This window comes from Bradyrhizobium sp. Ash2021, from assembly GCF_031202265.1.
Classification (GTDB): domain Bacteria; phylum Pseudomonadota; class Alphaproteobacteria; order Rhizobiales; family Xanthobacteraceae; genus Bradyrhizobium.
Window position 1 is genome coordinate 2792860 of record NZ_CP100604.1, and the last position, 22160, is coordinate 2815019.

Below are 22160 nucleotides of genomic sequence, written 5' to 3' on the forward strand. Positions count from 1 at the left end.
GCCCATCACCTAGCCTGGAAATCACCGCGCGCTTTGCCGGCGCATCGCGCGGCTGCGTCCGGAGACCGGCTGAGACTTTGCTGAACTCACAAGGACGACAGGTATGATCAAGCCAGCGCCTGACTCCGTTCGTCCTACCGTGGCGGACCGGACTGAGCCTCCAGTGGGAGGGCGGTTCGTCCTCGGGCGCCGCGCGAGTCTGTTGGTTTCGGCGGGCGTGGTCAGTCATACGCTTTGGACAAGTGCGGCGCCTGCACTGACATACGGGCTTTATGCCGATGAATGGCATCTCACCCATACGGTGACGGCGGGAATCTTTGCCATCTATCCGATTGGCGTCGTTGTCATGCTGGTCGCCTTCGGCGGAATTTCCGATCAGATTGGTCGCCGCGCGACGATGTTGGCCGGCCTCTCTGCTTCGTTGGCCGGCGCCCTGTTGTTTGCGGTCGCACCTGACGTATGGTGGGTATTCGCGGGACGTGCCCTGATGGGCATCGGCGTCGGTTTGGCGGCGAGCCCGTCGACCGCCGCGATTTTGGAGTTCATAAGCCGGGAACGTGCGAAGAGTGCGGCCTCGGTCACGATGGGGGCACAGGCAATCGGCTTCGCCGCCGCTCTGCTGCTCGGCGGCGCCTTGACGGAATACGGGCCATGGCCGACGCGCCTTTGCTTCTCGATACTGGCTGTTCTGCTCCTCATCCTGCTGACTGCGACCTGGTTCTTGCCGCGGCATCCGGCCGGCGGCGCGGTCGGCGACTGGCGCTCTCGGATGCCGTCGGTTCCGACGGATGTGCGTCGGGTCTTCGCGGTGTCATCGACCGCGATGATGGCAGCCTATACGTTCGGCGTGCTGGTCCTGTCGCTCGGCGGGCAAGTTGAGCATGATCTGATCGGCTCACCCAATGCCTTTCTCAACAGCACCGTTCTTTCATTATTTCCCATCGTGATGGGAGTGATCGGGATCATCGCCCGGACCCTCTCGCCACGGGTGGCGCTGATCGCCGGCGCGCTGATCTCTTGTTCAGGCATGGTGCTATTGATCCTGGCAATCAATGAGCGCGATCTGGTCATCTATCTGCTGGCGATCGCCGCCGCGGGAGGGGCGTACAGCCTGTTGTTTGTCGGCGGTCTGCAAGTGATCAGCGCGGCGGCTCCCGAGCGCAACCGTGGCGGCATACTCGCCGCACTCTATCTGCTGAGTTACCTGTCGATGGGCGCGCTCGCCCTCGTTCTAGGCGCTATTGCGACAGCGAGGGGGCTTGGTCTCGCCGTCGATCTCGGTGCGGCAGCGATCATCCTGATGAATGTCGCCACGCTTGCACTCGCCACGACCACGCCATTCACCAAGCCCCATTCTGCCGCTCCCCCTTTATCCACGTGACTACCACGCGAACGATCGCCGTGTTCCAAATCGCGGAAGGTATGCCGCCGACAGGGGAATTTAAGCCGGCATGCTGCGTCTGCCGCGCAAGCGCTTTGACGCCGTCGGGAACGGAATCCAGCCCTGCGCACTCTCGCTTTCGGGTCGATGTCTCCGAATTCCATCTGGGTCAAACGACCACGTTCCCGCGGCGCGACGCGCCCGAGCTTTGTGCTTGTCACCCTCGAGAAAATGAGGGTGCAGGGAATGCCGGGTGCACGCTGCACCCGCGGTCTCGTGCGCAAAATTGTGCAAAGAAGCGCACACGAGCATACAGGTTCAGCGGAGGCAATCCGGCATTCCCCGCGCAATGGCTTTACGGCTTATGCCGTGCTCTCCCCGGCGACGAATTCGTCTTGCCACCGTCGTCTGCGGATTGATTGGCTCGCCTGGGCCCGGTTGAGCCCGACAGGCCTCCGCGGACTTGGCGCCAGCAACGGGCGTCAGGACCACACGGTTTTGCCGTACGCGATCCGCCTTCGCCAAAGGCTTCGGCGGACAAGCCGTCGAAACTTCCAGCACAGGCGAAAACAGCGCCGTTCGTCCTGCGCGCGATCGTTCACTCACGGAAAGCCGCCCTGTAAACTCATTGCGCGCCGACGCTGTCGCGTCCACCACATCCCATCCCGCGTTCGTGACGATCGCGATACGCCCCTCTTGCCGGGAAAGGACGGGGCGAGCTGGTAGCGCTGATTTGCCCGACGGGACAAGGGGAATATTTTCGTATGTCGGGCTTGACACGCAAATCACTGATTTGCCCGTCGGGCTGTTTTTTGCTGAGCGCGGCCGTGGGCGATTGCTTGAATGTCACCTCATGAAGCCGGCGTTGGACCGCGCTGCCGGCGCAGGAGCCGAACCGAAGATGCGCGTCGCAGCGCTTTCCGGACGTTCAGACGGCATGAAGCTGGGGAAGGCCGCGGAGACCGGAGTCCACTGATTCCTTCCGCGAGTGATAGATCTTCAAGACCTTTTTGGACGTTGCAACGTCCAGCTGGACGAACGCTTTCTCCATTTCGGAGAGGTCTTTCGCAAGGACTCGATGTTCCGCGGCGCCAAGGAACACCAGCGCCATGGTCGTATTCCACGATAGATCGAGGGCTTTCGCCAGAATCAGCAGTTCTTCCTTGTTCGCGGCAAGCAGCGCACGTTCCACCACGTCGACCGGCAAGGCACACAACAGCGATAGCGCGACGATAGCTTCATCAAGCTTGCGGGTCTCGGCGTATTCGAGAACGTGGGCTTCATTCAACTCACCGAGTTGGTGTTTCGCTCCCACGGTTCGCTTGGCGTTGAAGTAGCTCTTTGACGCCGGTCCAAATATCGAATGCAATGCCCCGGTTACATCGGTTACTGCACCTTGAACTTGACTTTCGGCTTCTGCCCGCTCGCCTTCAAGTTTCCTTTTCACATCGGCGGACGCCTTCGCGATGATTTGCTGAAAAAGATGCCTGGGAATGTCCCGACGCTGCCCAAGATGCTCGGCGATAATGCAATCGTTCTCAGCCCGCCTTATCAAACGAAGGAAACCGGACTCCGAGAAACGCGCGCCGACGTTAGCAGTTACCGAATTCACTACCTGCTGATCACCCCTCGCAACAAGTACATCGGTGACCGGTTCAGCGATCGATTTTCGCAGCGAGATTGCAAGCAGATGCCCCTGGCTTTTCGAGCGAGCGTTCGCAACCAAAGCCGGAACTTCAAGCCGCTCGGAGTAACGAAGGACGGGACTGGCGACGTCTATCGAATCGTCAAAGGCAAGCTTGTTGATCATGTAGATCGGCGCATGGTCGCAGCGTGCCAGCCGCTTCGCAAGCTCTGAGCGGGCAGCCAATTCAATTTCCTCTGAGAGCCGCCCGATCACTTCCCCAAAGATCCAGATCTGATCTTCGGTATAGCGGCCGGCTATCAGCATATCGGTGGCATGCCACAGCGCCTTCAGACGGCTTTCGGATGATCCCCGGGAAATTGCGTCATTCAGTTCCTTGAGATGGGACATCGCACGATCCGCGAAAGCTCAACGTCTAAAAGAAGGAACTCGCGATAACCGACCTCGAGTCAGGTATTCCGACTATCTCAAATGAATCGTCGGGTCCGTCACCCGGTAATCCAAATAATTCCGACAAGGTCCGGTGAACAATGGATTGTCCGACCAATTTGTTAATGTGGATTTTGCTTTCTTGGAGCGATCGGCCGCAAACACCTGCTGTGGCCCGCCAATCGCTATCGAAAATCGGCAAGAATGGTTGAGCCAACGATCACCATGGCTCGCGAAAGCCACGGTCCTCACTCCACCCGCGGCTTTCAGGCGGGCGTTTCGATTGACGACGCCCCATGCGCTAGATCGTATCCAGCGCGTGGACCCAGGCCTCGGGAAAAAGCGCATAGGCGTCGCCGCGCCGCGCCAGCCGCGAAAATGCCGGGAAATGCAGATGCATCCCGGCAATCAGGATGCCGTCGGAAGCGACACGGTCGAACATGCGCTTGCGCGAAGCCGCGGCTGCGGCAAGATCGGTATCGAAGGCCATGCCGGCTTCGGGAAACGCGGTTTGCACTTCGGGCACGTGCACCGTGTCGCCCCAGATCATCAGCTGATCGTTGCCCGATGCGATGAGATAGGCGGTATGGCCCGGCGTGTGCCCGAGACTCGGCACCGCGGTGACGCCGGGAAAAACCTCGCCCTGCCGGAACAACCGCGTGCGATTCTTGTAGGGGACGACCTGCTCGCGGCCGGCGAGGAAATAGAGTTTTCTCGATCGCTCGTCGACCTTCGTCATCGCGCCGTCGTCGAACCAGTGCGCCAACTCATTCTCGTGCATGACCAGTTCCGCGTTCGGGAACAGCAATTGGCCGTTCGACATGTCGGTCAGGCCGGCGGAGTGATCCGGGTGCATGTGGGTCAGCAACACGGTATCGATCGACTTCGGATCGATACCGGCCGCCACGAGGTTGCGTTGAACGAAGCCGGCGGTCGGCTGGAGATAATTGCCCGATCCGGTGTCGACGATCGCCATGCGGCCCCTGGAATGAATCAGGAAAGTATTGACGCTGGTTCGCCGCGCCGGCCGGAATGCCTCCCGCAGGATCTGTCCGGCCTTTTCGAGGTCGACATTGCGCATCACCTCGAGAGTGCCATCCAGGTAACCGTCGCTGATGGCGGTGACGACGATATCTCCGATCCTGCGATGATAGACGCCGGAGATCTGCTGTGCGGGTTGATGGGTCATTAGGAAAGACCTTCGTGGGATTTGAGGGGGGGGGGATCGCGAGGTTCGGTCAGGCACCGGCCGTCGTCAGGAAACCGTCGATGCAATCGGCGATCAGGTCAGGCGTCTGCACCGTATAGTGGCCGGTGCGGACTTCGGTATAGCGCGCGCCGGGGATGGCTTTGGCCACGGCTTCGGCAAGCGCCGGCGGGCGCACGCGATCGAGAGTGCCGCCGATCACGAGCACGGGACAACGCAACCCGGCGAGTTCGCCTTGCATGTCCGCGTTCGCCAGCATTCGCCACACCGTCGCATAGCTCGCGGGATCGTTGCCGAGCCAGCGCGCCCGGTATCGCTCAAACCGCCTGATGTCGCCGCGAAGCTCCGGGGCATAGCCATTTTGCATCGCGTCCTCGACGGCGAATCCCATGCCGGTGGCTTCGATCGTTGCGACGCGTTCGAGGGCAGCAGTGCGGCGATCGGGCGCGATGCCGGTCGCCGGGCTGCCGACCACGACGGCGCTGGTGCGCGCAGGGTATCGGCTGGCGAAATGCAGCGCGATAGCGCCGCCGACGGCAATGCCCGCCAGCGCAACCTTGCCGGCGATCCCGATATGATCGAGCGATGCTGCGATATCGTCGGCCATGGTATCGAGGCTGAGTTCGCCGCGCGCCTTCTGCGACAATCCGGCGCCGCGGGTGTCATAGCGCAAGACGCGGCGAGATTCGGCCAATCGCGGTGCGACATCGTCCCAGCTTTCGAGCGAGCCGCCCATCTCGTGAACCAGCACCACGGTGCGGTCAGCCTTGCCGCCTAGCTCGTAGCGTAGCCCGACGCCGTTCAATTCAATGAAATCCATTCAGCATTCCCGGTTTCTCTCCCTCCGGTCATTGTTCAGGAAACCCGCAGCCCCGTAAAGGTTTCAGGCTCACCCGGCCGAGGCGTACGGCGGAGGTCGACCGGCGTTGGGCGGATGGTGGAAGCCGGGATCGACCGGCTTTGCAGAGCGGGCGTTTGGCGAATGGCGCAGATCCGCTAGAGTGGCCTGCAACGATTGGCGGACCGGGTGCGTCCGGGCCGAAGAAAATGCCAGGGGGAAAACCATGGGTCGGAAGATAGCTATCGTCGGGGCGGGGGCGGTCGGCGGGTATGCCGGCGCCCATATGGTGCAGGCGGGCGAGGACGTGACGTTCATCGATCCCTGGCCCGAGCACGTCGAGCACATGAGGAAGCATGGCCTGCGCGTCACCCACGCCAAGGACGTCGCGGAATTCTCGGTCCAGGTGCGCGCGCTGCACGTCACCGACGCCCAGCAACTCGCCAAGGAGACGCCGGTCGACATCGCCTTCGTCTGCATGAAGTCCTACGACACGGCCTGGGCGACCACGCTGATCCAGCAGTATCTGGCGCCGGACGGCTATGTCGTGTCGCTGCAGAACTGCATGAATGAAGAGACCATCGCCGGCATCGTCGGCTGGGGCAAGACGCTGGGGTGCATCGCCAGCAGCATCACGGTCAATCTGCCCGAGCCCGGCCACATCCATCGCGGCGCCGGCAAGCACGGGGCAGCGCACACCGTATTTCGCGCCGGCGAAGTGCACGGCCGCATCACGCCACGGGCGGAGGAAATCTGCCGCCTGGTCGGCTACACCGACAGCGCCAAGGTGACCGCCAATCTGTGGGGCGAGCGCTGGTCGAAACTGGTCGCCAACGTCATCGGCAACGGACTCTCCGCCTGCACGGGTCTGACCGGCGGAGAGATGTTGCAAAACGAGCCGATCCGCCGCTTCTCCACCCGGCTCGGGAGCGAAGCGATCCGCGTCGGCCAGGCGCTCGGCTATCAGCTGGAGGAGATCTTGCACCTGCCGCCCGAGACGATCGCGCGTGCCGGCGAGGGCGACGAGGCGGCGATGCGCGCCTGCGACGAACAGCGTTTCAAGGACGGCAAGCACACCGCCTCCGCGCAGCGTCCCTCGATGGGCCAGGACATGCAGAAAGGGCGGCGCACGGAGATCGAGTTCCTCAACGGTTTTGTGGTGCGCGAGGGCGAGAAACTCGGCCTGTCCTGCACTGCCAATGCCGCGCTGACCGACATCGTCAAGCGCGTGGAACGTAACGAGCTGAGCCCGGATCCGCGGCACATCACGGAATTGCGGTTGAACTGAGCCGCCCAGCCGAACATTTCGCAGGCACGATGGCGTGGGAGATGATGCTCGGGCGAGCAGGAGGGGCCGTCACTCGGACGGCTTCCCTGATTTCAGCGCACGCCCTGTCCCGTCTGAAGAGACCTGATCAATAGCACCGGATGACATTGATGGTTTGGTCGGCACCGCCACGCCCGGCAACCGTGACAGTCTCCGTGGGGCAGCTCGACACATAGGGGTGGTCAGAAGGTGCAACGGCCGGTGGAAATCGATGGGCCCAATCCCAGGGAACATCATATGTAGAGGTGTAACGCACGTCGCCTGATGCCGGTGGCGCAACATCACCGATGGGTTCGCCATTCGATGGCTCGTAGAAGGATCCCTCTGCAGGCCAGAAGAAGCCTTCCACATTGTTTCTGCGGTGATGATGCAGGAACGCGCGGTGATGCAGGAACGCTGCCGAGCGGGAAATCGAACGCGTGGAAGTTAATCCACCGTGTCCCCCTCCCGATCTGGCAAAGGTTTCGTTGGTGGCAAGCAAAAGCGCTACCACGCTGACGGACGCGATAAGCGCCCCATAGATCCTCGTCATGGCATGCACCAATTCGTTGGTTACTGAGCAGTACTCGACCGACGCTAGGCCCGGCGTTTCGTGGCCACAAATGCATAACTAATAATTAGTTAAGATGTAACGTTAACGTGTCGGGCGCGGCATTTTGCTCCCACCGGCGAGGGATGCTCATCCACGCCTTCCGACAAACCGAATGCCTTGGACAACGGGTTTGTTCCATGATTTGGCTGTGTATCTCGGCCGGTTTCGCACGGATGTCATAGTTCGGGCCAATAACCAGCCGTGGGTATCTGCTGCGTGCCGGGCGCGCCCGGCGTGCTCCACGATCTCCAGACTGGGATACCGTTTTTGTTCGCCGATCTGCCCGCGAGCCGGGCCTCATCCACATTCTCCAATTCGCGAAACGCGCAAACCGCGGACTCTGCTGGCGTCGTCCCGGCAAGGGCTCGAGGCCGAGCGATGCTGAGCTTGGCGATCGGCATCGCGGCTCTGGCATGTTCGTCGCACCGTGTCCCGGCGCTGAACGTCAACGCCACCGATGAACTGTCCTACGATGCACGCCCGGTCGAATCTCCGGCGGAATCGACCATCGTCGAGGAGCCTGCCGTACGCGGCCAAGCCGTCGAACCCCCGCGCGCGCCAACACAGGGACGAGTGCCCAGTGGCAATCCATTATGGACCATCCCGCTCACCGCACTATCAGCCACGCGCGAACGGCCAATCTTCTCATCGTCGCGGCGGCCGCGGCCCCCTGCGGTCGCTGTGGCTCCGGCGGTGAAACCGGCGGCCGTCGCGCCGAAACCGAAAGACCCCGAACGTCCAAAACTCACTTTGGTTGGCACCATCATAGGCCGCTACGAAAAGGTCGGGATTTTTCTGGACCAATCGACCAAGGCAGCGCTGCGGCTGAAGATGGGCGACGACTACCAGGGCTGGAAGCTGCGATCGGTTCAAGGCCGCGAAGCGACCCTGGAAAAGGATCAAGAGGCCGTCATCCTCGCCTTGCCGCAGCCCGGCGACGTTCCTGCGCCGCCTTCGAACGCCGGCATATTGCTGTCGGCCACGACACCATCACGGCGGGAAAGATCCAGTCACTGATGAGCTTGCCAACGGGTCCGCGCGAAGCGCGGCCCGATGATAAACTCCGCAAGCGTCTCGGAGGATGGACGCAACACGTGGACTCGCAGCCATCCTTCGAGACGCGGCGAAGACGCCGCTCCTCAGGATGAGGTCCGAGATAGCTTCACAGCCTCTCAGGATGACGTGCGCGCCAAGAACCCGAGGGGCCCCGTTGTGATGGAGCCCCTCAGTGTCAGCTGTTTTTCAGTGTTGACGCTCAGCGATCCTAATGACCCAGCTGTTCGTCGCCGCCGCGATTGTCCCAGATGCCGGGCAGCACCGCGGTGTGCTCGACGCGCACGGAATTGAGCGTCTCGGGTTCGATGTGGAGCGCTTGCAGGATCGTCGGCGCGACCTGCGAGGTTGCGACCGGGGTTTTCAAGGTGACGCCGGGCAGCCGCGGATTGGAAACGATCAGCCCCACGTTGGTGTCGCCGAAGCTGAATCCGCCGTGCTCGGAATTCTTCTTGGTCGACGTCGTGTAGACAGTGCCGTAGACCGGCTGCACGAGGATATCGGGCGTGCGGCTGTCGTGCGCCGGATCGTTGAACTTCAGCTTCAGCTCATCGGCGCCCATCACCTCATCAATGAACAAGGCCTTGGCATTGACGTTCAAATAGTCGATCGCCGCCTGGGTCTTGCTTTGATCCTGCAGCCAGATCAGCGCGATGTCGTCATCCTGGACGAAACCGCACGGACCCGTGGAGCAGGCGTTGGCGCTGGCGATGGCCTGTGCGCCCGGATTGGTTGCGGCGTCCGGTAACGCAGCAACGAGGTCGGCGAAATGGCCGGGCTTGTTGATTTTGGCCGGGTTGATCGGCGACTGACCATGCTTGGCACCGACGATGAACAGCGTGGACTGATACAGGCCACGAGTCTTGAGCGCCTGGATCATGCTGCCAAGGGCTTCGTCGGTCTTCTGCAGGCCGTAGGCGAGCACCGCCGTCGGCGTCCCGGCGCCATCGACATAGCCGCCGGGCAGGCCGACGTGACCGGCCTGCGGGCAACCGCCGGCATCTTTGGCCAGCTTCTGTCCGACGCTCACCGCCTGGAAGTTCATTCCGAACACGACAGGTGCGCCGCCGGCGGGCGTGCCGTCATGGTTGAAGCCGTTGATTTGCTTGATGATGGCGGCGACCTTCAGCTGGTCGTTCGCAACCGTGCAATCGACGCTGACGGTGGCATCGAAGCCGTTCACGTTGGTGATCTCAGGCGTGTAGAGATCATCCACGCCCTTGCCCGACGGACCGTTGACCAGGTCGTAGGCCGGATGCTTGTCCGCCCATGCGGTGCGGCCGCCCTTGCTCTTGACGACTTCGAAGATCGTATTGGTCCTGATCGCGTCATGCGGATAGACCGCAACGCACTGGCCGAACTGGTTCCGTCCGCGCGGCAGCCTGCTCGGATCGATGACGTTCTGCGAGACGTTGTTGCTGTTGTATTTGTCGATGCTTTCGTCGAACACCATCATATTGCCCGCGCCGCCCTGGCAGGTCGTATTGCTGGGGTCAAACAGCGTGCGGTCATAGCTGACGTCATAGAACAGGCCGTGGGAGACGGGCGACCCGCCGGTCACCAGCGCCAGCAGCCCGGGGAACGAGTCGGAATTCGCGGGCGTGCGGGCGTTGCTGTAGGTGATGCCATGGCTGGACAGTTCGGCCAGCGCGGAGTTCGGATGGCTTTCGATATAGCGCGCGACGTCGAGGGCGTGCAGTCCGTCCACGCTGATCAGCAGGACGTGGTCGATATCGGCCGCCTGTGCGGTCGCGCCAAAAGCCAGCCCGGCCAGCAGGCCGAGGGTCGTTTCCTTGAAAGTCATGATATTATTGTCTCCGGAATCTTCATTGAAGGACGGTGAGTGTCGCAGCCCTACATTTCACGGTGATGACGGAGCTTTCGGCGCGTCGAATTTTGAAGAACTTTTTGCCGGCGCAAGGCGCCGGTTCGCAGCGCGTACGGCGGACCCGCCCGACGGATCCGCGCAAGGCGCGGCCCGATCGCAGGCTCCGGCGCAATCCGCGCCTGTGCGCCTAAAAGCCGTGTCCCGCCAATACCGGCTGCGGCTTGCCAACGACGGCCGGCGCGTCCGACGGCCGGCTTGCGACCGTCGCGTCGGTACGATAGCGCGGCAGTTGATCGCCGAGCGAGCAGCAAACGCACAGGGCGAGGCTGGCCCAGACCGCGGCGCTGAAATAAAGCGACATCCAGGCGATCTCGTCCTTCCATTCGGCAAGGTCGTGCGTCACGACCCAGCGCGCGCTCACGTCACGGAGACCTTCGAGCGGTCCGAGACGCTTGCTGCCATCGGCAATGCCGGCCCGCCACCGGCTCAGATACATCGGGACGTCGATCGTGATGAGAAACGCCAGATAACAGGCAATCCCGACTAGCGTGATCGCGAGGATCACGCGAACCGGACCATCGAACTCCGGCAGCAGCCGGCAAAGACCGATCCCGACGATGAAGAAGGCGACGGCCCATAGGGAATTTTCGATGGCGTTGTGCAAATAGTGGGTGGTCAGCACCGCATGCCATGAGAAGCATTCCGCGATCAGGATCAGCGGCACGATCACCCATGCGGCGTTCAAGGTGGTGTCCGCTCCCGTCATGGTGCCGAGCTGGTGCAGGATAATCGCCCACTGCGCCGCGAAGGCGACCTCGGCGACGGTGGCGACCGACCGGCCGACGACGACGCTCGACAGCCAATGGTCGAACAGGCAGATCCGCTGCACATCCGCTCGCGGCAGGAACGACCTGAAGGCGCAGCCGAAAACATAGGCCGCAGAGAGCAGCAGCATGAGCCCGATGCTGGATGTGCTGCCGGGATTGCCGGCCGGCTGGAGCTGGCGGTACAGCAGGAACCAGGCCGCGATATTGACGCCGCTGACCAGGGTCAACAGGCCCCACCACCAGGCCAGGGGATTCGACCAGGCCAGCGAACGTGATGCGGAACTCGACTGCGCCCGCCATTCCAAACTCATGGACCGCTCCGCGTGTAACCGAACTGACACTTGATTGTAGTAGTTCTGTCACAAATCGCGGCCAGTCACGACAAAAATTTGTGTGCGGCGGTTGCCGGCGAGTGATCGGCGAACTTCTCCCTTTCCGGTCCCGCCTCATCGTGGATAGCAGGCTGTTTTTGGGCTTGCGGGCTACGGGCTTCCGGGACCAGATGGGGAGGATCGTTGATTTCGCTCAAGGCGCGCTCCCTCCGGCCGGGCATGTCGCCCGCTCGCAGGCCATGCCGTGACGGCGCGGTCATTCGATGCCCGGGCTTTGCCCGGAACTTGTTGGGATGACGCATGACAGACCCGAAAGCTGGCGCTGCCAGCAACCAAGCGATCGGCGGCGCGAAGCCCGCCAGCCGGTGCAAGCCCTCCGGAGCTCCCGACCAACAGGCATTCATATCCGACGAATGTCGCCGTCAGGACGCCCTCGAAGATGACGAGGTCAAAGAGGTCTTGCGAGCGCAACACGCGTGCGAGCGTTGACGCTGCGAGGCTCGGTTAGCTCGCAGACCCGGGGCGCAGGCATTTCCGAATGCCGTCGCCACACGATCGCGGCGCTGGACCGGCACCAGCCCAGCCGTTAAGTAGGCGCCATGGACGCCACATCGGACGCGCCGGAATCGCGCTATTATCAGTCGCAGGGGCTTCGGCTTCACTTCACCGATTGGGGTAACCCTTCAGCGCCGCCGCTGATCCTGGTTCACGGCGGTCTCGATCATGCCCGCAGCTGGGATCATCTGGCGCAGGCGTTGCGGGCGAATTTTCATGTCGTGGCGCCCGATCTTCGCGGCCACGGCCAGTCCGCTTGGGCGACCGGCAGCAGCTACAGCCTGGCCGATCACGTCTACGACCTGACCGGCCTGGTGAAGGCCGCGGGCTTCGAGCAGGTCGCGCTGGTCGGCCATTCGATGGGAGGCATGGTCAGTCTGACCTATGCCGGCGCATTTCCGAAAGCGGTATCCCGGCTGGTCGTGCTCGACGGCGTGACCAATTTTCCGGCCAGACGGGTCAAGCCCGCCGACGTCAGGATCGCCGACTGGGCCGGCGATCTCGACAAGTTCGCGCAACGGAAAATCCACCGCTATGCGTCGGTCGCCGACGGCGCCGAGCGAATCCTGCATCGTAACCCGCGGCTGACGCGCGCACAGGCGATGCATCTTGCGACCCACGGCCTGAAACGGAATGAAGACGGCACCTATAGCTGGAAGTTCGATCCCTATTTGCGCGCCCGCGCGCCCTACCGGCTGTCGCTCGAAGACCATGTCGAGCTGTGGTCGCGCATTGCGTGTCCGACGCTGCTGGTCAGCGCCAGCGAGAGTTTTCTGCCCGATCCCGAGAAAGCCGGCGTGTTGAAGCATTTCAAGCAGGCCGAATTGGCCAAGATAAAGGGCGCCGGCCACTGGCTGCAGCACGACAAGCCGGATGAAGTGCGGGAGCTGATCAAGAGGTTTCTCGGTCAATAGCGGCGGTCACAGGTTGAAGCGGCGGGACCACTTCTCCCTCGCCCCGCTTGCGGGGAGAGGGTCGGGGTGAGGGGGACTCTCCACGAGTTCAGTCGTGGAGAGTCCCCCTCACCCGGATTGCTTCGCAATCCGACCTCTCCCCGCAAGCGGGGCGAGGTGAATCGACTACACCTTCCACTGATGCGGCCGGAACAGCCGACCCTTTTCCACCACCAGCACCACGCCGAGTGCGGCCAGCGTGCAGAGGAAGAAGCCGGTCGCGAACGGCAGCAGCGTGCCGTCGTAATCCTGGCCGATGGTGACGCCGATGCCGATGCCGAGCAGGGTGGTGATCGATCCGTACAGCGACGAGGCGGTGCCGGCGATATGGCCCTGCGGCTCCATCGCCAGCGCGGTGAAATTCGCGATCATCAGCCCGAACGAAAACATCATCAGGGCCGACAGCGCCATGAACAGCGGCAACGGCAGCATGTGCATTTTTTCAGCTACCAGCATGGTTCCGGCCACGGCGGCGAATGCCACCAGCGCGCCATGCGAGATCACGCGCATGCCGAGCCGGCCGACGAATCTCGAGTTGAGAAAGCCGGCGATGGCGGTGCCGATCGCGATCGCCGCGAAGGCGATCGGGAAATAATGCCCGAGGTGATAGATTTCGGTGAACACCTGCTGGGCGGTGAACACGTAGGCGAACAGCGAGCCCATGACGCCGCCGGCCGCGAGCGCATAGCCGAGCGTCTGGCGGTTGGTCACGGTCTGGCGGAAGGCGCCGAGCACCTCGCGAACCGCAAGCGATCGGCGCTGCGACTTAGGCAGCGTCTCCGGCATGCGCAGCGCGCTCCAGATCAGCGCGGCCGCGCCATAGACCATCAGCACGATGAAGATGCCGCGCCACTGCGTCAGCAGCAGCACCGCCTGGCCGAACGAAGGCGCGACCACGGGCACGGCGATGAAGACCATCATCGCCAGCGACATTACGCTGGCCATGCGCCGGCCGGCGTAGCAGTCGCGCACGATCGAGGTGGCGATCACGCGGGTGGCGGACGTGCCAAGGCCCTGCAGTGCGCGCGCGAGCAGCAATGTCTCGAAGGAGGGGGCAGCGATCGCCAGCACGCTGGCGATGCAGTAGAGCGTCATGCCGCCCAGCAACACCGGCCGGCGGCCAAAACGGTCGGACAACGGCCCGATCACGAACTGCCCGACGCCGAAGCCGATCAGGAAGGTGGACAGCACCATCTGCGGGCGGTTGGCGATCGTAATGTGGAACGCGGAAGCGATGTCCGGCAGCGCCGGCAGCATCATGTCCATCGCCAGCGGGTTCAGCGCCATGATGGATGCGATGATGACAACGAATTCGGGAAAGCCCATCGGGCGGTGGCCTGAGGATGACACCCAGGCATCGGCATTGATTTCAGACACTTGGCGACCTCATTCCAGGCCGGGAATGTATCGCTTTTGCTGCGATGCACAATGACCGTCAGGGGATGGCAGACCCTCGGCGGCGGGGGAGGTGACGGGGTACGGCTGCCAAGGCAACCGCACCCAGGCCAAGCCTCTATCCGGCCTTGCGCTGCGGCAAGCGCCAGCCCGGGCGGACGAAATGGCAGGTGTAGCCGTCCGGATAGCGTTCGAGATAATCCTGATGTTCAGGCTCGGCTTCCCAGAATTCGCGCGCCGGCGCGACTTCGGTTGAAGCCTTGCCGGGCCAGATACCGGAGGCGTCGACATCCGCGATGGTGTCGCGGGCGACGCGCTCCTGCTCGGGACTGGTGTAGAAGATCGCCGAGCGGTAGCTCATCCCGATGTCATTGCCCTGGCGGTTGCGCGTCGAGGGATCGTGGATTTGGAAAAAGAACTCGAGAAGCTGCCGATAGCTCAGTAGCCGCGGATCGAAGATGATCTCGATGGCTTCGGCATGGGTGCCGTGGTTTTCGTAGGTGGCGTTGGCGACATCGCCGCCGGAGTAGCCGACGCGGGTGGAAAGGACGCCAGTCATTTTGCGGATCAGGTCCTGCATGCCCCAAAAGCAACCTCCGGCAAGGACGGCCCGCTCGGTCTTCTCGGTCATTTCAGTTCTCCCTGTTCGGTCGGCCGGTTCTATTTGGGGTTTTCGGCGGGCAGGTTCAACCGCCGATCGCCTGGGAAACATGGCGCCCGCCATCATCGAGATTTCATGCGCGGGCGCAAGCCGGCTGAGTGGGGCTGGTCCGGCAATTGCCGTTGGCTGCGCTACGCGATATCAGACCCGGGAAATCGGGAGGCGACCATGTCTGTCATCGCGACCATCGAGCAGCTCGAGGCGATCTACGGCCATCCGAACGACGCATCGACGGTGAAGGTCGCGGACCGGGTCACGCCGGCCTATCGCGTCCTGATCAACAAATCGCCGTTCGCGGCGCTGGCGACCTGCGGGGCGGAGGGGCTGGATTGCTCGCCGCGCGGCGATCTGCCCGGCTTCGTCCGCATTCACGACGACAAGACCCTGATGATGCCGGATCGCCGCGGCAACAACCGCGTCGATTCGTTGCGCAACATCGTGCGCGATCCCCGCGTTGCGTTGATGTTCCTGATACCCGGCTCCGGTACCACGCTGCGTATCAACGGCCGGGCTCACGTCTCGGCAGATCCCGATTTGCTGGCTTCGTTCAAGATGGAGGGCAAGGCGCCGCGCACGGTCATCGTCATGACGGTAGACGAGATTTATTTTCAGTGCGCGCGCGCCATCGTTCGCTCCGATCTCTGGAATCCCGACAAGCGGGTCGATCCCAAGAGCTTGCCGACGCCGGGCCAGATCCTCGCCGAGATGAGCGAGAACAAGGTCGGCGGCGAGCAATACGACCGTGAATGGCCGGAGCGGGCACGACAGACGATGTGGTGACGGACGAGCAGCGACATCATGCCGCGATGTCGTGCAATAATTGTGACGATCCCCGGATCAGGACCTTGCGGCCGAGTGGCGTAATGACAAACGAATCGCCACGCACGGCGACGAAGCCGAACGCGGACAGACTTTCAATCGCAGACTTTCTTATTCTCGAGGGGTTTGCTGCAGGTGCACGCAACGCTCTCAACACTTCCCACTGATAGGGTGTGAGTTCGTAATCGAATTCGTTGTTCATGGTGTGTCGGACTCCCGGAGTTCCCGTGGTGCGTGATACCGGGCGCACATGAATTTCTTGCGACCAGAACGAGTCAGGATTCCGGCTTGCGGGGATATGTCCTCACATCATCGTGTCATTGCAAACAAATCAAATCGCGGACGCTTCATCGCGCCGCTGATTGCTCGTCGAACGCTTTCAGCGAAACGACGGCGACCTGGCGCAGGGCCTCACGATCGGCGCCTGAAGATGCCATCACGCCCATGCCGACGGTGACAGCCGAAAGATAACGCGCGAGCGCGGAGGGGTCTGCCGTGGCTGTCAGGTCGCCGTCGGCCTTGGCTTTCGCGAACCGCTGGCGGAGCTGATCTTCCGTCTGGGCCCGGTGCGCGGCCAGTTCGAACGGGACGTTTTCCGATCCCGTGCCGCAGGCCAGGCCGCCCTGGACCAGCAGACAACCCGGCGGATTGGCCGGATCGGTCTGGGTATCGGCAATCCCCATCAGCATTTTTTCGGCGACGGCGCGGGCCGTCGGTGCGTTCAGAACATCTTCCATGAAGGCCGCGCGCCTGCCGCTGTAGCGGTCGAGCGCTGCCTTCAACAGCCCTTCCTTGCTACCGAAAGCCGCGTACAGGCTGGGCGGATTTATTCCCATCGCATCAGTGAGTTGCGCGATTGTCGCGCCCTCGTAACCGTGCCGCCAAAACACTTCCATCGCTTCGTCCAACGCCGCGTCGGCATCGAAGGCGCGGGGACGTCCCATGGCCATTGCATCCTCCTCGGCATTTTCTTAGTATCCGATACATAAGTGCCTTGACGACCGGCGTCCAGCTCCACATCTGTAGTGAACACTACATTTCTGGAGCGCGACAATGCCCCCATCCCCCGTTTTCCCCCGTTTCAGCCGGTTCCGACGCGTTGTCGGAGGCCTGGCCGTTGTTGGCGCTGTCGTTGCCGCCGGCTCGGTCGCGACCGGCCACTATTTCCATGCCGCGCAGGCGACGGCCGGTTCCGCTACTCCGGAACAAGCCGTTGCCGTCACGGTCGCCGTCGTCGAGCCGCGTCAGACCAGTCTGTGGGACGATTTTTCCGGACGGCTCGAAGCGGTCAATCGCGTCGAACTGCGTCCGCGCGTCGCCGGCGCAATTCTTTCGACCAACTTTACCGAGGGCGCGCTGGTGAAGGCCGGCGACGTGCTGTTCAAGATCGATCCGGCGCCCTACGCCGCCGAAGTCGACAAGGCCCAGGCTCAACTTGAAGCGGCGAGAGCGCGCGTCGTGTTCACGGCCGGCGAACTCGAGCGCGGTGCGCAGTTGGTCGGCAACAATGTCGTCACCCGGCGTGATTACGACCAGCGCGACAACGCCAATCGCGAAGCCATCGCCAATGTGAAGGCCGCTGAAGCCACGCTGCAAACCGCAAGGTTGAACCTCGACTACACCGAGGTCCGCGCCCCCGTCGACGGCCGCGTCGGCAAATTCGAAGTAACGGTCGGTAATCTGGTCGCGGCCGGAACATCATCGCCGGTGCTGACCTCGCTGGTATCGGTCAACCCGATCTATGCGAGCTTCGATGCGGACGAAGACGTTGTGCTGCGCGCATTGAACTCGATCGCGGACACCTCCGGCAAGCGCGGCAATCTCGACCAGATCCCGGTCGAGATGTCCACTTCCAGCGGGACCATCGTCAAGGGCCACATCCAGCTGATCGATAATTTGGTCAACGGTCAAAGCGGCACGATCCGCGTGCGCGCCACGTTCAAGAACGAAGACGGCCGCCTGATCCCGGGCCAGTTCGCGCGCGTGCGCATGGGGCAGCCGCGCGCGCAGACGCTCGTTATGGTCGATGAGCGGGCGATCGGCACCGACCAGGACAAGAAATTCGTCATGGTCGTCGGGTCGGACAATCGCGCGCTCTATCGTTCGATCACGCTCGGCGGTTCTGTCGAAGGCCTGCGCATCGTGACCTCGGGGCTGCAGTCCGGCGACCGTGTCGTCGTCAACGGGCTGCAGCGCGTCCGTCCGGGCGCGCTGTTGAAATCGGAAGTGGCCGAGATGGGCGGGCACGGCGCGCAGCGCGCTTCGGCCGACGACAACCAGCGCGTCGCGCAGCGCTAGCGATTTCCGTCCGGGGGCGTACCATGAATCTGTCAAAATTCTTCATCGACCGGCCGATCTTCGCGGGCGTGCTGTCGATATTGATTTTCCTCGCCGGCCTGATCTCGCTGGTTTCGATGCCGATCTCGGAATACCCGGACGTCGTGCCGCCGTCGGTGGTGGTGCGCGCGAGCTATCCCGGCGCAAATCCCAAGGTCATCGCCGAGACGGTCGCCACCCCGATCGAGGAGCAGATCAACGGTGTCGAGGGCATGCTCTACATGAGCAGCCAGGCGACCACCGATGGCGCTATGACGCTGACCGTGACGTTTCGGCTCGGCACCGATCCCGACAAGGCGCAGCAACTGGTGCAGAACCGGGTGCAACAGGCCGAACCGCGGTTGCCGGCGGTGGTCCGCCAGCTCGGCATCATCACCAAGAAGAGCTCACCCGACCTCACGATGGTCGTGCATTTGTTGTCGCCGAACAACCGCTACGACATGACGTATTTGCGCAATTACGCCGTGCTCAACGTCAAGGACCGCCTGGCGCGGATCGACGGCGTCGGCGATGTCCAGCTCTATGGCGCCGGCGACTATTCGATGCGGGTGTGGGTCGATCCGCAGAAAGCCGCGGAACACGGGCTGACCGCCAACGACATCGTCAAGGCGATCCAGGCGCAGAACGTCGAAGCCGCAGCCGGCGTGGTCGGTGCATCGCCCAGCGTCAAGGGTCTCGACCTCCAGCTTTCCGTCAACGCGGAAGGCCGCCTTTCCACCGAGGAGCAATTCGGTGACATCGTCGTCAAGGCCGGGGCGCGCGGCGAGGTGACGCGGCTGCGTGACGTCGCGCGCATCGAACTCGGTGCATCGGAATACGGCCTGCGTTCACTGCTCGACAACAAGCAGGCCGTGGCCATTCCGATCTTTCAAGCCCCGGGTTCGAATGCGCTGCAGATATCGGACAGCGTTCGTGCGACGATGGCCGAGATCAAGAAGAACATGCCGGAAGGCGTCGAATACCAGATCGTTTACGATCCGACCCAGTTCGTCCGCTCGTCGATCGAAGCCGTGATCCACACGCTGCTGGAAGCGGTGGCGCTGGTCGTTCTGGTGGTGATCCTGTTCCTGCAGACCTGGCGGGCATCGATCATCCCGCTGCTGGCGGTGCCGGTATCGATCGTCGGCACGTTCGCGGTCATGCATGTCTTCGGCTTTTCGATCAACGCGCTCAGCCTGTTTGGACTGGTGCTGGCGATCGGCATCGTGGTCGACGACGCCATCGTCGTGGTCGAGAACGTGGAGCGCAACATTGAATCCGGCCTGTCGCCGCGCGACGCGACCTACCAGGCGATGAAGGAAGTGTCGGGGCCAATCATCGCCATCGCAATGGTGCTGATTGCGGTGTTCGTACCGCTCGCCTTCATCAGCGGCCTGACCGGCCAGTTCTACAAGCAGTTCGCGCTGACCATTGCGATCTCGACCGTGATCTCGGCGGTCAACTCGCTGACGCTGTCGCCGGCGCTGGCGGCCCTTCTCTTGAAGGGGCACGACGAACCCAAGGACGGGCTGACCCGTATCCTCGACAAGGCCTTGGGCTGGTTCTTCCGCGGCTTCAACCGCGCATTCACCCGCTCGTCGGAAAACTACAGTCGCAGCGTGACCGGCGTGATCTTCGGCAAAGCCATCGTTATCGGATTATATGTCGTGCTGGTGGGTGCCACGGCCGTGCTGTTCAAGCAGGTGCCGAGCGGCTTTGTGCCCGGCCAGGACAAGCAATATCTGGTCGGCTTCTCGCGGCTGCCGGACGGCGCGACGCTAGATCGCACCGAGGAAGTCATTCGCAAGATGAGCGACGTCGCGCTGACGCAGCCCGGCGTGCAGAGCTCGGTGGCATTTCCCGGGCTGTCGATCTCCGGCTTCACCAACTCCTCGAATGCCGGCATCGTATTCTCGACGCTGAAGCCGTTCGACGAGCGCAAGGAACCCGCGCTCAGCGGCAATGCGATCGCAGCCGACCTGAACAAGAAATATGCCGGCATCCAGGAGGCGTTCATCGCCATGTTCCCGCCGCCGCCGGTCAACGGTCTTGGCACCATCGGCGGATTCAAGCTGCAGATCGAGGATCGGGCAGGGCTCGGCTACGAGGCGCTCAACGAAGCGACCAAGGCCTACATGGCGGCAATGTCCAAGGCGCCGGAGATCGGCGGGCTGTTCTCGAGCTTCCAGGTCAACGTCCCGCAGCTGTTCGCCGATATCGACCGGACCAAGGCGCTGCAGCTCGGCGTGCCCGTGACCGAGGTTTTCAACACGCTTCAAATCTATCTCGGCTCGTTCTACGTCAACGACTTCAACAAATTCGGCCGGACCTATTCGGTCTATGTCCAGGCCGACGCGCCGTTCCGCGCGCGAGCGGATGACATCCGCCAGTTAAAAGTGCGCTCCGCGTCCGGCGACATGGTCCCGCTCTCGGCATTGCTCAAGATTCGTCAAAGCGCCGGTCCGGAACGCGCCATCCGCTACAACGGTTTCCTGTCGTCCGACATCAACGCCGCCGCGGCACCCGGATATTCGTCCGGGCAGGCGCAGGAGGCGGCGACACGTATCGCGGCGGAAACGCTGCCGCCCGGCTTTGCCTTCGAATGGACCGACCTGACTTATCAGGAGTTCATCGCGGGCAATTCCGGCATGTGGGTTTTTCCGCTGGCCATTCTGCTCGTTTTCCTGGTGCTGGCCGCGCTCTATGAAAGCCTCACGCTGCCGCTGGCGATCCTCATGATCGTGCCGATGGGTTTGCTGGCCGCGATGTTCGGGGTCTGGCTGTCGAAGGGAGACAACAACGTCTTCACGCAGATCGGCTTGATCGTGCTGGTGGGTCTGTCGGCCAAGAACGCCATCCTGATCGTCGAATTCGCGCGCGAGCTCGAATTCGCTGGGCGTTCGCCGATTCGCGCGGCGATCGAAGCCAGCCGCCTGCGTCTTCGCCCGATCCTGATGACGTCGATGGCGTTCATCATGGGCGTGCTGCCGCTGGTGCTGTCGACCGGCGCGGGCTCGGAAATGCGCCGCGCCATGGGCGTCGCCGTGTTCTCCGGCATGATCGGCGTGACGGTCTTCGGCCTGTTCCTGACGCCGGTGTTCTACGTGCTGCTACGCAGCGCCACCGGCATGAAACCGCTGACGCATCACGGCGAAGGCAGCACCATTGCCGGGAAAGCCCACGCCGCGTGATCGGGGCTATTACCCCCGCCGCACGCTCGCGCCGCCATCGACCGGCAAGGTCACCCCGGTAATAAAGCTCGCTTCGTCGGACGCCAGAAACAGCGCGGCATTGGCGACGTCCCAGGCGGTGCCCATCTTCTTGCGCAGCGGCACCTTGGAGTCGCGCTCGGCCTCGACCTCGGCGCGGCTCTTGTTGAATTCGCGGGCGCGGGTGTCGACCGCCATCGGTGTGTTCATCAGGCCGGGCAGGATGACGTTGGCGCGGATGCCGTACTGCGCGTTCTGGTAGGCGAGCTGTTCGGTGAAGGCGACCATCGCCGACTTGGTCGCCTTGTAGGCGACGTAAGGATACGTCGTGATCACGGCCATCGAGGAGATGTTGATGATGCTGCCGCTGTTTTGCGCCCGCATGATCGGGATCACGTGCTTGGCGGCGAGGATGCAGCTCTTGAGGTTGATCGCGACGCAGCGGTCGAAGGCCTCTTCGGTGATGTCGAGCAGTTCGGCGTCGCCGCCCGACAGGCTGACGCCGACATTGTTGTGCAGGATATCGATGCTGCCCCAGCGTTTGTGCGCGTCGGCCACCATCGCCTTGATCTCGGCATCTTTGGTGACGTCGGCCTTGAAGGCGACCGCCGTGCCGCCTTTGGCCGCGATCATGTCGACGGTTTCCTGGGCGGATTCGAGATGGTGATCGACGCACAGCACTTTTGCGCCTTCGCGCGCGAAGGTAAGGGCCGTGGCGCGGCCGTTGCCGATGCCCTCGCCGGGGCTCTGGCCGGCGCCGACCACGATGGCGACACGATCTTTCAGGCGCATC

The 22160-nt window shown here is 62.9% G+C and carries 19 protein-coding genes; 7 read left to right on the forward strand and 12 right to left on the reverse strand.

Annotation, left to right across the window (positions count from 1 at the left end; genetic code table 11):
- The first annotated feature begins 103 nt into the window (after positions 1-103).
- Entirely contained in the window at positions 104-1381 is a 1278-nt protein-coding gene (locus NL528_RS13490) for an MFS transporter (RefSeq protein ID WP_309183143.1), read from the forward strand.
- Between the two features lie 928 nt (positions 1382-2309).
- Here the strand turns inward: NL528_RS13490 and NL528_RS13495 are convergent.
- The 3 genes from NL528_RS13495 to NL528_RS13505 all read right to left on the reverse strand — a co-directional run bounded on the left by NL528_RS13495 (position 2310) and on the right by NL528_RS13505 (position 5482).
- Positions 2310-3416 carry a DUF2336 domain-containing protein gene (locus tag NL528_RS13495; RefSeq protein ID WP_309183144.1) on the reverse strand — a complete coding sequence of 369 codons (1107 nt, stop codon included), beginning with the start codon at positions 3414-3416 and terminating at the stop codon, positions 2310-2312.
- A gap of 340 nt (positions 3417-3756) precedes the next feature.
- The gene (locus NL528_RS13500; RefSeq protein ID WP_309183145.1) at positions 3757-4644 is read right to left on the reverse strand and encodes an MBL fold metallo-hydrolase; all 888 of its coding nucleotides are present in this window, start codon (positions 4642-4644) and stop codon (positions 3757-3759) included.
- A gap of 49 nt (positions 4645-4693) precedes the next feature.
- Entirely contained in the window at positions 4694-5482 is a 789-nt protein-coding gene (locus NL528_RS13505; RefSeq protein WP_309183146.1) for an alpha/beta fold hydrolase, read from the reverse strand.
- Positions 5483-5726: 244 nt separating this feature from the next.
- Here NL528_RS13505 and NL528_RS13510 point away from each other — a divergent pair, with 244 nt between their 5' ends.
- Positions 5727-6788: a 2-dehydropantoate 2-reductase gene (locus NL528_RS13510; protein ID WP_309183147.1), complete on the forward strand. Its 1062-nt coding sequence runs from the start codon at positions 5727-5729 to the stop codon at positions 6786-6788.
- A gap of 127 nt (positions 6789-6915) precedes the next feature.
- On the opposite strand, the gene NL528_RS13515 is transcribed toward NL528_RS13510, so the two are convergent.
- Positions 6916-7359, reverse strand: coding sequence for a hypothetical protein (locus NL528_RS13515; protein WP_309183148.1), 444 nt, complete (start codon positions 7357-7359; stop codon positions 6916-6918).
- 438 nt (positions 7360-7797) lie between these two features.
- Here NL528_RS13515 and NL528_RS13520 point away from each other — a divergent pair, with 438 nt between their 5' ends.
- Positions 7798-8436: a hypothetical protein gene (locus NL528_RS13520; protein ID WP_309183149.1), complete on the forward strand. Its 639-nt coding sequence runs from the start codon at positions 7798-7800 to the stop codon at positions 8434-8436.
- Positions 8437-8683: 247 nt separating this feature from the next.
- Here the strand turns inward: NL528_RS13520 and NL528_RS13525 are convergent, their stop codons facing one another.
- The 3 genes from NL528_RS13525 to NL528_RS13535 all read right to left on the reverse strand — a co-directional run bounded on the left by NL528_RS13525 (position 8684) and on the right by NL528_RS13535 (position 11656).
- Positions 8684-10276, reverse strand: coding sequence for an alkaline phosphatase family protein (locus NL528_RS13525; RefSeq protein ID WP_309183150.1), 1593 nt, complete (start codon positions 10274-10276; stop codon positions 8684-8686).
- Between the two features lie 211 nt (positions 10277-10487).
- Positions 10488-11438: a hypothetical protein gene (locus tag NL528_RS13530; RefSeq protein ID WP_309183151.1), complete on the reverse strand. Its 951-nt coding sequence runs from the start codon at positions 11436-11438 to the stop codon at positions 10488-10490.
- A gap of 65 nt (positions 11439-11503) precedes the next feature.
- Positions 11504-11656, reverse strand: coding sequence for a hypothetical protein (locus NL528_RS13535; RefSeq protein ID WP_309183152.1), 153 nt, complete (start codon positions 11654-11656; stop codon positions 11504-11506).
- Between the two features lie 402 nt (positions 11657-12058).
- On the opposite strand from NL528_RS13535, the gene NL528_RS13540 reads away from it, so the two are divergent.
- Complete coding sequence (locus NL528_RS13540; protein ID WP_309183153.1) at positions 12059-12928, forward strand: alpha/beta hydrolase; 870 nt, start codon at positions 12059-12061, stop codon at positions 12926-12928.
- A gap of 165 nt (positions 12929-13093) precedes the next feature.
- Here NL528_RS13540 and NL528_RS13545 read toward each other — a convergent pair whose 3' ends face one another.
- Positions 13094-14344, reverse strand: coding sequence for a multidrug effflux MFS transporter (locus tag NL528_RS13545; protein ID WP_309183154.1), 1251 nt, complete (start codon positions 14342-14344; stop codon positions 13094-13096).
- A 136-nt stretch (positions 14345-14480) separates the two neighbouring features.
- Positions 14481-14993 carry a peptide-methionine (S)-S-oxide reductase MsrA gene (msrA, locus tag NL528_RS13550; protein WP_309183155.1) on the reverse strand — a complete coding sequence of 171 codons (513 nt, stop codon included), beginning with the start codon at positions 14991-14993 and terminating at the stop codon, positions 14481-14483.
- Positions 14994-15191: 198 nt separating this feature from the next.
- Here msrA and NL528_RS13555 point away from each other — a divergent pair, with 198 nt between their 5' ends.
- Positions 15192-15803 (forward strand): pyridoxamine 5'-phosphate oxidase family protein, encoded by a 612-nt coding sequence (locus NL528_RS13555; protein WP_309183156.1) that lies wholly within the window; start codon positions 15192-15194, stop codon positions 15801-15803.
- Between the two features lie 16 nt (positions 15804-15819).
- On the opposite strand, the gene NL528_RS13560 is transcribed toward NL528_RS13555, so the two are convergent.
- Positions 15820-16044, reverse strand: a complete 225-nt coding sequence (locus tag NL528_RS13560) for a hypothetical protein (RefSeq protein ID WP_309183157.1) — start codon at positions 16042-16044, stop codon at positions 15820-15822.
- A gap of 145 nt (positions 16045-16189) precedes the next feature.
- Positions 16190-16792 (reverse strand): TetR/AcrR family transcriptional regulator, encoded by a 603-nt coding sequence (locus tag NL528_RS13565; protein WP_309183158.1) that lies wholly within the window; start codon positions 16790-16792, stop codon positions 16190-16192.
- 103 nt (positions 16793-16895) lie between these two features.
- Here NL528_RS13565 and NL528_RS13570 point away from each other — a divergent pair, with 103 nt between their 5' ends.
- Both NL528_RS13570 and NL528_RS13575 read left to right on the forward strand, forming a co-directional pair.
- Positions 16896-18140, forward strand: coding sequence for an efflux RND transporter periplasmic adaptor subunit (locus NL528_RS13570; RefSeq protein WP_309183159.1), 1245 nt, complete (start codon positions 16896-16898; stop codon positions 18138-18140).
- Positions 18141-18163: 23 nt separating this feature from the next.
- Positions 18164-21349, forward strand: coding sequence for a multidrug efflux RND transporter permease subunit (locus NL528_RS13575; protein WP_309183160.1), 3186 nt, complete (start codon positions 18164-18166; stop codon positions 21347-21349).
- 9 nt (positions 21350-21358) lie between these two features.
- Here NL528_RS13575 and NL528_RS13580 read toward each other — a convergent pair whose 3' ends face one another.
- Entirely contained in the window at positions 21359-22159 is an 801-nt protein-coding gene (locus tag NL528_RS13580; RefSeq protein WP_309183161.1) for an SDR family NAD(P)-dependent oxidoreductase, read from the reverse strand.
- Between the last annotated feature and the right edge of the window lies 1 nt (position 22160).